The organism is Hyphomonas adhaerens MHS-3 (genome assembly GCF_000685235.1).
In the GTDB taxonomy this organism is placed as follows: domain Bacteria; phylum Pseudomonadota; class Alphaproteobacteria; order Caulobacterales; family Hyphomonadaceae; genus Hyphomonas; species Hyphomonas adhaerens.
The window spans coordinates 2,086,502-2,100,091 of sequence record NZ_ARYH01000001.1; the positions used below are offsets into that span (position 1 = coordinate 2,086,502).

General features: G+C 54.8%; 11 protein-coding genes and 1 pseudogene. 3 read left to right on the top strand and 9 right to left on the bottom strand.

The window, feature by feature from the left end:
• Positions 1–118: 118 nt before the first annotated feature.
• Entirely contained in the window at positions 119–1,507 is a 1,389-nt protein-coding gene (locus HAD_RS10285) for an aldehyde dehydrogenase family protein (RefSeq protein ID WP_206741252.1), read from the top strand.
• An 86-nt stretch (positions 1,508–1,593) separates the two neighbouring features.
• Here the strand turns inward: HAD_RS10285 and HAD_RS10290 are convergent, their stop codons facing one another.
• Positions 1,594–2,928: an MmgE/PrpD family protein gene (locus HAD_RS10290; RefSeq protein ID WP_051596112.1), complete on the bottom strand. Its 1,335-nt coding sequence runs from the start codon at positions 2,926–2,928 to the stop codon at positions 1,594–1,596.
• Positions 2,929–3,141: 213 nt separating this feature from the next.
• A complete protein-coding gene (locus tag HAD_RS10295; RefSeq protein WP_035570888.1) occupies positions 3,142–5,604 on the bottom strand; it encodes a TonB-dependent receptor in 2,463 nt (820 codons plus the stop codon).
• Between the two features lie 168 nt (positions 5,605–5,772).
• On the opposite strand from HAD_RS10295, the gene HAD_RS10300 reads away from it, so the two are divergent.
• Positions 5,773–6,546, top strand: coding sequence for an IclR family transcriptional regulator (locus tag HAD_RS10300; RefSeq protein WP_035570889.1), 774 nt, complete (start codon positions 5,773–5,775; stop codon positions 6,544–6,546).
• Here the strand turns inward: HAD_RS10300 and HAD_RS10305 are convergent.
• From HAD_RS10305 to HAD_RS10330, 6 genes are read right to left on the bottom strand one after another with little or no spacing between them, the layout of a single operon-like run.
• The gene (locus tag HAD_RS10305) at positions 6,543–7,742 is read right to left on the bottom strand and encodes an acyl-CoA dehydrogenase family protein (protein ID WP_051596113.1); all 1,200 of its coding nucleotides are present in this window, start codon (positions 7,740–7,742) and stop codon (positions 6,543–6,545) included. The two genes, HAD_RS10300 and HAD_RS10305, sit on opposite strands and share 4 nt — an antisense overlap.
• Before the next feature lie 34 nt (positions 7,743–7,776).
• Positions 7,777–8,694, bottom strand: a complete 918-nt coding sequence (locus HAD_RS10310) for an HpcH/HpaI aldolase/citrate lyase family protein (RefSeq protein ID WP_035570890.1) — start codon at positions 8,692–8,694, stop codon at positions 7,777–7,779.
• Between the two features lie 20 nt (positions 8,695–8,714).
• The gene (locus HAD_RS10315) at positions 8,715–9,926 is read right to left on the bottom strand and encodes a CaiB/BaiF CoA transferase family protein (protein WP_035570892.1); all 1,212 of its coding nucleotides are present in this window, start codon (positions 9,924–9,926) and stop codon (positions 8,715–8,717) included.
• Positions 9,926–10,423, bottom strand: a complete 498-nt coding sequence (locus tag HAD_RS10320; protein WP_206741253.1) for a MaoC family dehydratase — start codon at positions 10,421–10,423, stop codon at positions 9,926–9,928. Before HAD_RS10320 ends, HAD_RS10315 begins: the two co-directional genes overlap by 1 nt.
• A gap of 17 nt (positions 10,424–10,440) precedes the next feature.
• Positions 10,441–10,956, bottom strand: a complete 516-nt coding sequence (locus tag HAD_RS10325; RefSeq protein ID WP_206741254.1) for a MaoC family dehydratase — start codon at positions 10,954–10,956, stop codon at positions 10,441–10,443.
• Positions 10,953–12,269, bottom strand: coding sequence for a spinster family MFS transporter (locus HAD_RS10330; protein WP_035570894.1), 1,317 nt, complete (start codon positions 12,267–12,269; stop codon positions 10,953–10,955). The genes HAD_RS10325 and HAD_RS10330 overlap by 4 nt, the downstream gene beginning before the upstream one ends.
• 237 nt (positions 12,270–12,506) lie before the next feature.
• On the opposite strand from HAD_RS10330, the pseudogene HAD_RS18855 reads away from it, so the two are divergent.
• Positions 12,507–12,740, top strand: a pseudogene (locus HAD_RS18855) (IS6 family transposase); the annotation flags it as partial.
• A gap of 101 nt (positions 12,741–12,841) precedes the next feature.
• Here the strand turns inward: HAD_RS18855 and HAD_RS18000 are convergent.
• Positions 12,842–13,537, bottom strand: a complete 696-nt coding sequence (locus tag HAD_RS18000) for a Crp/Fnr family transcriptional regulator (RefSeq protein ID WP_051596114.1) — start codon at positions 13,535–13,537, stop codon at positions 12,842–12,844.
• Positions 13,538–13,590: the final 53 nt, after the last annotated feature.

The following is a 13,590-nucleotide window of genomic DNA, read 5'->3' on the forward strand; positions in this document are numbered from 1 at the left end:
GGCTATTGGGAAAGAGATGCTTGGAAGGTGTAGAACGATGTCACAAGATGCCGCAACCGCGTCAGCAAAAGTGAGGATAGCCGACCATTTCATCGACGGGCGGAGTGTGCCGCCTCACTTGGGCACCTATTTCGACTCTATCGACCCCTCGAACGGTCGGGTGTACGCGAGCGTCGCATCAGGCGATGCCACGGATGTCGAAGCAGCGGTGGCTGCGGCCAAGGCAGCGAGTCCCGCCTGGGCTGCCATGAGGCCACTTGACCGCGGGGCAATTATTCAGAGAATCGGGGAAGCTCTGCTTGAGCATAAAGCGTTGCTTGCTGAGATAGAGACGCGTGAAATGGGTATGCCAGCCCAGGCATCTCCCGATGTCATTGCCAGCTCAGCTGAATATTTTACCTATTATGGCGGTCTGGCGCCTTCGGTGCTTGGGGATACGATCCCGGTAGATGAAGGGACATTCGCTTATACGCTTTATGAGCCTTATGGTGTGGTTGGTATCATCACGCCTTGGAATGCGCCGCTCAATCAGGCTGCACGGAGCGTGGCGCCCGCACTGGCTGCAGGCAATACGATTGTCTTGAAGCCGAGCGAATATACATCGGTCGCAACTGTCGAACTCGCGCGAATTGCTAGTGAAGCAGGTTTGCCGGCGGGCGTTCTGAATGTTGTGACCGGAACCGGGCCAGATGTGGGTGAGCCGCTGGTGCGCCACAGGGGTATTGAAAAGATCGGGTTTACCGGATCTGTGCCAACCGGAGCCCGGATAGGTGCGATCGCCGGGGAGCGGATTGTGCCGGCCACTCTGGAGCTGGGCGGAAAATCACCGGATATCGTGTTCGCTGATGCAAAGCTGGAGGTCGCTGTGCCGCAAGTGCTGTTCGGCTTTATCGCAAACTCCGGACAGATTTGTACCTCCGGTACGAGAATTATTGTTGAGCGCTCAATTCATGACAAGTTGGCGGAGATGCTTGCCGCGGCGGCGCGGCGTATCCCCATAGGTGTGGAAAAGCCGTTTCCCTGCCTCGGTCCCATCGCCAATCGGATGCAATACGAAAAAGTGTTGAACTATTTCGAAAGTGCAAATGCAGAAGGTGCGCAGCTCATCACCGGTGGGTGCCCTGCGCGAGGGGAAGGGCTTGAAGGTGGTCTGTATATAGAGCCCACCATTTATACGGACGTGACGCCAGATATGAAGATCGTTCGTGAAGAGATATTTGGGCCTGTAGGCGTGCTGATCCCCTTCGATACAGAAGATGAAGCCATTGCGATCGCTAATGATACGGAATACGGGCTGGCCGCCGGAGTGTGGTCGCAGAATGCAAGTCGTGTTCACCGTGTCGCCGCACGGCTTCAGGCAGGAACGGTCTACATCAACACTTGGCATGCGCAGGCTGTGGAGGTTCCGACGGGCGGGTACAAGCGTAGCGGCATCGGCCGAGAGCGCGGGCTCAGTGCGATCAAATCCTATATGCAGACCAAAAACGTCACACAGAAATTAGTCTAACCCCTCATGGACCCCGGGTTGGAGGTCTCCACAGGATTTGGTTCACCTTTCCATCAGAAGATTGCATGTCGGTCGCCATGACCGCGTCATTTGACAGCGAGTAAATCTCGCACATCTGAAGCGTCGGACAGATTCATTATGCCCGACCTGAGACGCTCGGCCTTTTCGTGTCCGACAGCGTGCCAAGCATTGCTCAAAAACTTGGTCCCAACACGTCTGCTGACAGTCTCTACGTTGCTCATCAGGTCTCGAAAATCAAAGCTGGATTCGTAATGTCCACCATCGAGCATTGAAATCGAAACGCTTGTTTTGAAGGTATCTGTTCCTGTCTCATTTGCATGAACCAAGGGTCTCAGAAAGGACAGCGTCTTATCTTCTACGGCAGCCTGACTGTAGGATTCATCGGAGGCTGTGTCGCGTCCGGCGAGCACGAGCGCAGCAACATGGGGGAAGGAGAACTTGCCCTCAAGACCTGATTTGGGCTCACCAACAGAAGCGGTCCGCAAGCTCAGTGGAGTTGTAGATACATCGACGCGGGCAATGCGGTGAACGTCGAAGGCATGCTCCGCGACGACGGCGTGCAGCGCTTCGATCATCGGGTGTGTTGCGTGACAAGCAGCGTGGAACTTGAATGCATTATCACGAATGCGGAAAATGCCCGGGTTCTCGACTTTTCGTTCCCCTTCGGTGAGGCCGAAAAACATGGAAAGATACCCTTTCTCTATTTCGAGAGCATTCAGTGGGGCTGTGAAGCCGCGAGCAACCAGGCGGGCTGCGAGCAGTCCGGATGATGCGGCGTGTGCGGCGTTGTAGGGCTTCGCCATCGTGCCGAAAGTGCACTTAAGCCCGCAAGCTTGAGTGGCTGCGAGACCAAGAGCTGCGCGCGCCTTTGTAGAGTCGAGCTTCAGGAGCTGACCAGCAGCAGCGGCGGCACCGAAGACACCGACAGTCGCGGTTGGATGAAAGCCGAGTAAGTAATGGTCGGGATGAAGGAGCGCGCCCACTCGAGCGGCGGTTTCGTACCCTGCGACAACGGCTGTTATTAGGTCTGGTCCTGATGCGCGGAGTTCACATGCCAGTTGGAGGGAGGCGCTGACAACTGCACTGCCGGCATGGGCGGACATTGCCGGTACGAGCGTGTCGTCGAAATCGATTGCATGAGCGGCCGCCGCGTGAAGCATCGCGCGGTTATTGAGCGAACCATTCAATTGCCCAGACAACAGGGGTAGGGCGTCGATGCTGCATTCAAATAACTCTTCGGCCATCAGCTGGACGAGAGAGGATCTGGTACCCCGTATAGTACAACCGATATTGTCAAGGACAACGAGCCGGCCGAGGAGTTCTACATCATCCGGAAAGTCCCGGTGCTGGTAAGACGCAGCGATCGTTGCAATAGCCTCTGTCAGTTCTTGCTGGATCATTGAGGATGCTCCTGTTCTGGGGAAGTGTTTGGGGCGGGCATTTCTGACCTATTCATGCAGACAGCATTCTCTTTTGCGGTCCGGATTTTTTTGGAGCCTGATAGAGCGTTCGCAGTCATTCTGACCGGTAGGGACGAGCATTTGAAAAAATGGCCGGCGGCTTGCGCCGCCGGCCGTCAGGCTGGTGTATCCAGGCACAAAAGGAGGAAACGCCTAGAACTCTTTCTTCAGACGCACCCCATATGTTTGCGGATCACCGGGATTGCCCATGGGGGATCCCCCGGAGACAAAAGGTTGGTTGAACGCGTAGGTGAAGTACTCTTCTCCGAAGCAATTCTTGCAGAAGATCTGGGCGTCCCAATCTCCGGTCACGCGCACGCCAATCTGGGCACCGAATACGCCATATGCATCTTGCTTCTGGAAGCTCAGGGCGTTTGAGCCATCCCCTTCACCAAGGAACATGTCAGAATAGTATGAGTAGTTTGCATTTGCGTAGAAATCGATCGCTTCCGTGATGGGGCGCTGATACTGGCCGCCGAATACGAGCGACAAGTCGGGAGACAAGCCGCGCTGACGTCCGGCTGGCAGGTTCACCACGTCGTCGCCATACGACGCGTCCATCCAGGTCAGGGACATGTTCGCCGACAGATTGTCATTGAAGATGTAGTAGTTTTCGACCTCGATACCTTCGGTCGAGGATGTTCCCGCATTGATGACTTCGAATACCTGCCCATTGAAAGTGGAGACCTGCAGGTCCTCGAATTCGGACCGGAACAATGTCACACCCAGACGGCCAGCGCCGAGGTATTCCCAGCGAAAGCCTAATTCGTATGCGTCTACAAACTCTGGTGCAAAAGTCACAATCTCCGGCGTATCGTCGAGATAAGAACGACCATTGATGATGTTTGTACCGCCGATGGCTGGCTGGCCACCTGCTGCATCATTCTGGAGGTTTATTCCACCCGCTTTGAACCCATGGGCGAACTTTGCATACAATTGCATATCGTCGTCAGGACGGTATTGCAGTGTCAGGTCATATGTGAGTTCTTCGTCTTCTGTACTCGCGGTGAAGTCGGGGCTCGACAGACCGGACCCATTGAGTGCGTAGAAGGCAAATGCCGAGCTCGTGATGAGATCGTAGTAATCCTCACGATCGATCGCTGCATTGTTTTTGTGCGAACCATCTTTCTCGACAGAATTCCAGCGGAGTCCGGCAATCACGCTCCATTGATCGTTAAAGTGGTACGTGCCCTGTCCAAACAGGCCCCAGGAGGTTTCGTTCTGTGTGAAAGCAGAATTCTGGAAGTCGACGCCAACGGAACCAAGTACATCACCTGGTATTGTCCCGCCTGTCAGCAGCTGGCTGTATACGGGCCCGAACTGGCTGCCAACGCTTGCTTTGCGTGTATAGGCGATTTCTTCGGTAAAATAGTTTATGCCAGCGACATAGTCGAATTTGTTCCCCACGGAGCCATTGAGGAGAAATTCCTGCGAGAAGGTCTCGAAGTCAAAATAGAGGCTGAGGCTGCCGCCGAAGTCGAGCGGACCGAAGTCCCAGTCTCCCCCTTGATTGTCATTGTTAATTTCCCGATATCCCGTGATGGAGCGCAGCTGAAGATTGTCTGAAATATCGAAATTGAGATTCAGCGTGAGACCCTCCTGATCCAAAACAGCATCAGAATCATGGTTGGTCGCGATATTGTAGGAGAAAGGATCCGCTGCACCGGGGTTTGTTCCAGTTGGATCTGGTGTCCAGTACCAATAGCCTGCACCGCCAGCGGACTGGTCCAAGGCCGATTGTGCCCAGATCGTGTTATTTAATCCATTCGTGTCTGTATTATCGATACGGGTCGATGAACCGAAGTTCCCGGGGGAGTCCCATTTGCTCCAGTCATAGGTCAGGCGACCGGAAATCCGGTCTGTAGGTTCGAAAGCAAGAGAAGCCCGGATTGCCTTGTTCTTGCTCCACGCGGTGTCCCGCCCGTCGACCGGGTTGGAAAAAAATCCGTCCGTTTCATCGTTCAGTCCTGCCAGGCGAAAAGCGAATTTTTCTCCCATCGGGATGTTGATCATGCCTTCGACACTGCGCTTGCCGTAATTGCCGGCTGTAGCTTGCAGTTTAGCTTGAAACTCATCGAAAACCGGTGCGGCCGTGCGTTGAACGATGGCGCCGGCAGTGGTGTTCTTGCCAAATAGTGTGCCTTGAGGGCCACGCAAAACTTCCACGCCCCCCATGTCGAAAAAAGTCGTGAGGGCGGCGCCCGAACGGGACCGATAGACATCGTCCACATACATGCCGACTGCGCCTTCAAAGCCGGGATTTCCACCTCCCGTGCCGATACCGCGAATTCGTACCGGGGAGTTGCCAATCGGATCCGATAACGTATTGGCAAAGAAGCTGGGGCTGGCCAGGTTGAGGTCGAGAATATCCACCACGCCCGCGACTTCCAGAGCCTCTTCGTCAAACGCGGTTACGGCAATTGGGACGTCAAGAATATCCTGCTCGCGGCGTTGGGCTTCGACGACAACGCTAGGCAGACGACGCGCTGAGTTCGTATCGGTGTTGTTCTCGATTGAAGAGACCGAATCCGATGCGTCTGAGCTTTCCTGGGCAATTGCCGGAAAAGCCAAACCAGAAAACACCAGCGCAGTGCAGGTCAGTAATCTTACTTTCATTTATTCCTCCCGATGGCGCCGTTAATCAACGCTGCACCGGGAACTTCAATGGTGGGCGATAAAGCGCCAATGCACCAGATGTTTTCATCACGTATATGATGTGCCAAGTGTGCGCCATTACATATATGATCAGGGGCGTGGATAAATGCGCCAAATCGTGAGGCAGGCATGGATACTTCGATCAAATCGTCTCAGCGGACGCTAGCATTGTTTGAACTCTTCTCGCTTGAGCAGCGGCCACTCACAATCAAGCAAATCACTGATGCGTTAGATATTCCGCAATCCAGCGCGTCTGTGCTTACCAAGTCACTGGTGTCTCTCGGGTACCTTGAAAAGAATGAACAGAACCGGACCTACTATCCGACGTTACGCGTATCGCTTCTTGGCACCTGGATGCGCCGCCAGCACCAAAGGGCAGGCCAGTTGCCCGCCCTTTTGAGCGAAGTGGCAAGGCTGACCGGTGAATCGACAATACTCGCCATGCGCAACGGCATGTACTCTCAGTATCTGATCGCGCAGAAGGGCAGCTCGCCTACGCGCGCGCAAGTGGAGTCTGGTATGCTCTACCCACTTGCTTGTTGCTCGACCGGCTGGTGTTTGTTGACGCTGGAACGCAAGGACGTGGTTGGAAAAATAGTCCGTAGAACAATATCTGAGGCAAAGGAGGACTATTGGCGAGAAACCGCCAGGAACGCGATTGAACAGGTGCAGCTCACCCAAAGCCGGGGGTACGCCTTTTCAAAAGGGGAGACCATGCGGGGGCTCGGGGCAATTGCAATACTGCTTCCAAGCATGCCCGGCGCCTACGCGATGAGTGCGGGGTGTGGCGGACGAATTGAACGGGTGGAAGCCAAAAAGGATCTGATCCTGGACGCGCTCAATGAACTTGCAAGGTCCGTCAGAACACTGAAAGAACGCGAAGAGCATTTCCTTTTTTCCTAGGTTTTTGTCGGCTTGCCGAGAATGGCATCGGAAATGATGCGCTGCTGAATTTCTGAGCTTCCTTCGAAGATTTTCGTGAGGCGCGCATCACGCCAGTAGCGTTCCACGGCATGCAGGGTTGTGTAGCCAGCCCCCCCCAAAATTTGCAGGGCTTCACTGGTCGTCCGCTCGGCCATCTCAGCGGCATAATATTTGACCATTGCTGCCTCCTTGTCGCAGCGGCGGCCGGAGTCGATCTCATTGCAGACATGATACATAAGTTGGCGCGCCGCTTCGATTTCCGTTGCCATAGTGGCAAGCTTGAAACGAATGGCCTGAAAGTCGCTAATCGGTTGCCCAAACTGGACGCGTTCTTTTGAGAAGGCTATGGCATCTTCAAGGGCCGCTTGGGCGAGACCGATTGAGCGGGCCGCTGTGTGGGCACGGGCACCCTCGAGTCCGGATGCAATAGCTTTGAAGGCACCACCATCAAACTCACGGGATGGCAGCGCCGGCGTCCTAGCCTCATCGAATGCGAGTTCGAACGTCTTCCATCCAAAATAGCCTATTTTCGGAATTGACGCACTGGAAACACCCTTTGGAAAGGTGCCGGGCTTCTTTTCAAACATTATGGATGTCAGTCCGGCCCATCGCGGTGCGTTGGGATCCGTATCTGTACGGCAGACCACGTTCAGGAAGTTTGCCCTATCGGCAAATGTGCACCAGTACTTGTTCCCTGTCACAACCCAATCATCATTCTCCCTGCGAGCGCGGCAGGTGATTGAGGCGACGTCTGAGCCTGCATTTGGCTCTGACATCGCCATGGCGCCGAGGTATTTTCCTTCGGCCATGAGTGCGATCTTCTCGCGCTTCTCAGTCTCGTTGCGTGCCGGGATGGACCGATAGAAAGTGTTCCCCCTGGCGATGATCGATCCAGCGCACATCCATGCACGGGAAAGTTCTTCGGCCACGATACAATACTCGAAATAGCCGAGACCCAACCCGCCATATTCTTCCGGAATGAGAATTCCAAAAAAACCTAGCTCTCCCATTTTGTCTATCAGATCTTGAGGGATGTCGCCCTTTTCCGGGTCGAGTTTGTTTGCAACCGGGAGGACTTCATTCATGGCGAAGTCGCGCGCCATGTCACGCATCATCAGGCGTTCTTCAGTCCAATAACCGGTCTGGGTGGGAGCCGGAGTGACCATATCTGGCATTGTGATGCCCTTCCTTTTCTATGCGCTTGTTTACCTACATCCCGATCAGATCGGCACGATCAACAGTGTTCTGAAAAAGGCGGGCGGAGGCGGCATCTACCATGACGCCTTTGTGGCCTATCGAGCCAATGCCTTCCGCTTCCGCCCTGCGGTACACGTCAATGATTTCGCGCGCGAAATCAACGTCATCCCGCATCGGTGAGAAGACCTCCAGTGCTGGTTCGATTTGTGCAGGATGAATGGCCCACTTACCGACCATTCCGAGGGTGAGGGCACGTTTGCATTCTTCGCGATAAGCATCGGTATCCTTGAAGTTTGCAAACGGACCATCGACTGCGTCGATACCTGCCGCACGGCAAGCGATAGTGAGTTGGTAACGAGGGTAGTGGAAAATATCGCCGGGATAGCCACCCGTTCCGCCAATATGCTTGATCGCCATGCCTTGGCTCGCGGCATAGTCGCCCATTCCAAAGATAAGGCATTCAAGGCGTTCGCAACAATGGGCGATATCCCAGACATTCTGCATCGCCTCAACTTCTTCAATCAGGCATTCTAGGCCGATACACTTTTTCAGTCCGAGTTTCTTTTCCAGTTGGGACAGCAGCGTGTCAGCAAACCGGACGTCGGAAATGGTCATCGGCTTAGTCAACATGATCGTGTCGACGTTTTCTCGCGCGCCTTCCACGATGGTGATGATATCCTCATGGCACCATTCGGTGGTGACGTCATTGACGCGAACGCACCGGACCGTATCCCCCCAGTCGAGGCCGTTGAGTGCCTCTACAATGGTTTGCCGTGCACCAACCTTTGCGGAAGGAGCGACAGCATCTTCAAGATCGCAGAATACATGATCTGCTTGGGATGCTGCGGCTTTTGTCAGCATCTTTTCACTTACGCCCGGGACGGCGAGCTGGCTGCGGCGTAGGCGCATGGTCCGTTTTCGCTTGCTCATCAGTCTGTGTTCCTTCTCACTCAGGCTGGCAAAGCCGCCTTTATTTTTTCAATTTCTGAATCTGTAATCCCGCTTTGGCGCAGAACCTCCTCGGTGTGCTCGCCGAGATACGGGCCACGATGATGAATTCCTCCCGGAGTTTCACTGAGCTTCACGGGAATGCCAGAAACATGGGTCATCTGGGTGGAGCCGGGCTGTTCGACCGGCACGATCATCTGGCGAGCCGCGAAATGCCGATTTTCGGCGATCTCGTCCATTTGGAGAACGGGGCCGAACGGAATTCTTCCGCCCAGCCGTTCAGAAAGTTCGGCTTTGGTGAAATGGGATGTGACATCACAGAGAAGGCGTTCCAGAACGTCCCGGTGCCGACTACGTTGCTCCGGAGAGGCGAAACGTTCGTCTGCCTTGACGTCCGGTGCGTCTATGAGATCACAAAGTAATTCGAAGAAGCGTTGATGCGGAGCCGCGATGGTGACGTGTCCGTCCTTCGCCGGATACATTCCAAAAGGACACATGAAAGGATGCCCGTTACCGATCGGTACGGGAATGCGGTCAGTGATATCATACTGGTAGACGCCCCGCTCGCACACCGCCAGGACCGCATCCAGCATTGCAACATCCACGAATTGTCCAGTACCGGTTCGGCGGGCATGGTGAATTGCACTGAGGACACCGAAGGCAAGCATCATGCCCGGAACGATGTCGCCGATGCCTGGGCCGACTTTTGTCGGATGATCGGGATCAGGGCCTGTTATTCCCATGATCCCACCCATCGCCTGCGCGATGACGTCGAAGGCTGGCCATTCGGCATAGGGTGACCTGCCTGTGCGCGGATCACCGAAGCCACGCAGGGCGCCGTAAACAAGCTTGGGGTTCTCTTCACGAAGGACTTCGTAGGACAGGCCGAGTTTGTCCATGACACCGACCCGAAAATTCTCAGTGATGGCGTCGGCGTCCCTGATCAACTCGAGTAGTACTGTCCGGCCTTCGACGGATTTCAGATCCAGGACGATCGACTTCTTATTCCGGTTCACGCTCTGGAAATAACCACCATGGGTCCGCAGCATGTCGTCGTCGTGCCATGGACCGTTCGGACGCGTCATGTCACCGGTGGGGGGCTCAACCTTGATCACTTCGGCGCCATGATCCGCCAGCATCATCGTGCCATATGGCCCGGCGAGCATTTGTGTCAGGTCGATGATCCTGATGTCAGACAGCGCCCCAAAACTCATTAGCGGTTGCCCCAGTGTGATTGGCGCTTGATCAGGGCAGTCCGCTGCAGCTCGGCGATGATCTTGTCGTTCTGGTTGACCCCCCAGTGCTGGAACACGATGAAGCCAGCATCCTCGCGGTTGCTGTCGTATTTCTCAAGCACGCGGGAATACGCGTAGATCGTGTCGCCATGAAAGATTGGATGTTTCAGGCTGATCTTATCAAGCCCGGTCTCGGCGAGCGCATTTTCGATCGTGTCCTGAGAGGACAAGCCGAGGACAATAGAGAAATTCACACCACCATAGGAGATGACATGACTGCTGCGGGCGCCCGGCGCATTCTTCCTGGTTTCGCCACCCAGACGGGTCATGAAATCCTCATTGAAATGTCCTTGAGCGGTGTTCATCACCATGTTGGTGATGTTTACATTTTCCAGGTTGGTCACGGTCTTGCCGCGCGCATGACGAAGGGTTTGACCAACTTCAAAATGCTCGAAAAAATTGTTGCCGCTGGTCAAGCGTGTAAGTGGCCCCATTACTGAGCTCCTTCGCGTATCATGGCAGAGGCGGACAAGTTTGCTAGATTGGAGCGATGGAAATCGATCACGCGGTCACCAGACTGATTGAAGCCTTCAGTATGCCAGGTGATGACCCCTTTGTTGGGATCACTGTCTGTGATCCGCTTTTCGGTTGTGACAGATTGGGCGGTGAGCGTGTCGCCAATGTAGACGGGGGAATGGTAGGTGAGATCGTAAACACCAAGGAATGGCCCGGCGATTCCTTCTGAGCAATCTTCAACCGACAGGCCGAGAATAATGTTGAAGACAAGGTGAGGGTTCACCACCAAGCATGGGTGCCCATGCGCTCTGGCGTATTCAGAATTGAAGTAGAGGGGATTATAGCTCAGTGTCAGAAAGGTGAATTGTATGGCATCGGCCGCGGTCACCGTCCGTCCCCAATGGTGGTAGATGGTTTCGCCGATGTTGAATTCATGGAACATGCGTCCGCGGGGGCGAAAAACCGCCGCAGCTTTAAGGTCTTCGATATTCACACTGCATTCTCCTTTAAGACGTCCGCATGTGCCTCTCCCAAAATCCTGAAGTCTTTCAGCTGGCGGGCTGTCCAGAGAAATCCAATGCCAGCGATCAGCATTGCTATCAGCAACACTGCGAAGGTGTAGTTCAGCGACATTGCGCCAAATGCCGGTTTCAGTTTCTGGCTGATCCAGCCGGCGAGGGGAGGGCCAATAATTAGTCCAAAGACGTTAGACAGGAGGAGGGCGAATGCGGCGCCGGTTGCGCGCATGTTCGAAGGGATAACGGTCTGGATAATTCCAAGGCTGGGCGCATGGGCGATGTTGAAGACAAAGATGCCGAACCCGAACAGTATGGCCATCGGAAGTGCTCCGCCTACAAATAGGGCAGAGAGAAAGATCGGTATACACAAGAAGCAGCCAGCCGACGGGACCCATCCCATCCAGCGGGAATCGCGCTGGCTCAGCGTGTCGGACAGGTATCCGCCTGCCATCATGCCGGGCACTCCGCCAAGGAGGATGGCGGGGCCTAGGATGAGACCGACTTGCGTCTTGGATATTTCGAAATTCCTGATGAACAGGGCCGCGCCCCATGAGGTAATGACATAGCCCATGAAAACTGCAAACGCGTGGGATAGCACTGTGCCGACATAGGCTTTGTTGCTAAGGAGTTCTGGCAACGCCTTGGTATATGAGGACCTTCTCTGCCTCGCAGGCGTTGCTTCAAACCGCCCCCGCTTCGGTTCTTTTACCGTCAGGAAAATAAGTATACCGCAAATGATACCGGGCGTTGCGGCAATCAGGAAAGTTGTGCGCCAGGACGTCAGGTCTGCAATGAGACCTCCGGCCATTAGGGCGATGGTCGCGCCGAGCACTGTGCCCAATGAAAACACTGCGATAGCGCGTGAGATTTCCATCTTTTTGAAATAGTCGGACAGGAGCGAATGGGCCGGGGCAGTTCCTCCCGCCTCACCGACACCGACCATCATGCGCGCCACAAAAAGGGAGGAAAAACCGGAGGTGGCGGCGCAGGCGGCAGTTGCGATACTCCAGAGGGAAATCGCGCTCGCTATGATGTGCTTGCGGCTGGTATTATCTGCGAGCATGGCAACCGGCACCCCGAGCGTCGCATAGAACATGCCGAACGCCGGTCCCATGAGAAGCCCCTTTGCCATATCGCTCATGGGGCGGCCATTCGCTGCAAATTCCAGCCCTATGTCTTCGATGAGGATAGAGAGGATCTGGCGGTCCATATAGCTGAGGAGATAGCTCAGTGTGAGAAGAGCAAGGACGTAATAGCGGTATATGCCCAGTTTGGGGCGGGCGGTCATCTCCGCTGATGTATTGCTGACTGCCACGATAAGTCCCGCTTTCCCAAACGCACAATTTGGCAAAGCTTAGTCGAGGCGGGCTTATGAGAGCCATTGGCTAAGAAGGTTCATCACATTTGTGATGAGCTGCTGCTCTGTCGAATTGCGGCGTCAGATTAGCTAACCGTCAGGTGGTGGAAATGGGCGAGCAAGCATTATCAAAGGAACCGGGCTTGAAGGAGGCGGATGCGGAATAGCCAAGAAGTCCGTCGGCATTTGCATGGCCGGGCGGAGAATTCACACCTGCTATTTCGACGAAGATACCATGGGATGTTGCGCTTCCCGCGCACGCGAAATCTCCAGAAATTCGCTTCTATCCATTCGTCTGTGTGCAGTCACTTCAATCATCAAAGGAATATTGAGAGCAGGGCCAGGTTCAAATCACTTCGCGACGCCGCTCTTCTCGAATGGCGCGAGTTGGTTGCGGCCTGAGGCCTGCTCGTCCGCGAAAGCGGAGACTGGTTCGAGTTAATCTGACACCACCGCCGAGTGTACCGACAATGCAAATATGGCGTTCACCCAGTGATCAACTGTCAAATGGCCGAAGCATCGGCAGATGCGATCAGCTCCGACACTTTGCCGACGTCATTGATTTTCCAACGGTTCAGGGACTTGCTGAGCAGGCGGGCGTTCTTGAGCTTGGTTATCTCTTTTTGAACCGTCTGACGGGTCACGCCAAGAAAGGCGGATAGCTCGGCGATCGTGATTGGAATGTCGATTTCCTTTGAATTGCCGATCCGGGGCGTCGAACTGCATTCGGCGAGATTCAGCATCACGATGGCAACCTGTTCGCCAATCGGGTGCTCGGATTTGACTTCGCGGAAGCGGATGGTGGATGACACCGTATAGGCAAACTTGCGGCATAATGCTTCCGGAATTTCCGGAAAGCGCGCATAACAGGCTTCAAATTCCGCTTTCGGCAGCACACTCAATGTCACGTCTGTTGCGGCGATTGTGGTGTGAAACAGGTTCCGTCCACAGATAACGGCAGTTTCTCCGAACACATTGCCGGGGACAAAAACGGCGAGTAGCGCGCGTTCCCCACTCGGCAGGTCTGCGACAAGCTTGATATAGCCTTCATCTACCTGGCAGATGCTGAGTCCCGGATCGCCCGCCTCCCGGACCAGCTGTCCGGCCGGGACATGTCTCGTTTGCATCCGGCCGCGCAATTCCTCCCGGATATGCGGCGCCAGTTCGGAAATCCAGTTGTTGAGCCCGGCTATACGCATTTTTCTAGTCTCTGGCCTGACCTGTGTAGCAATGAAACAAAATGCGCGGCGAA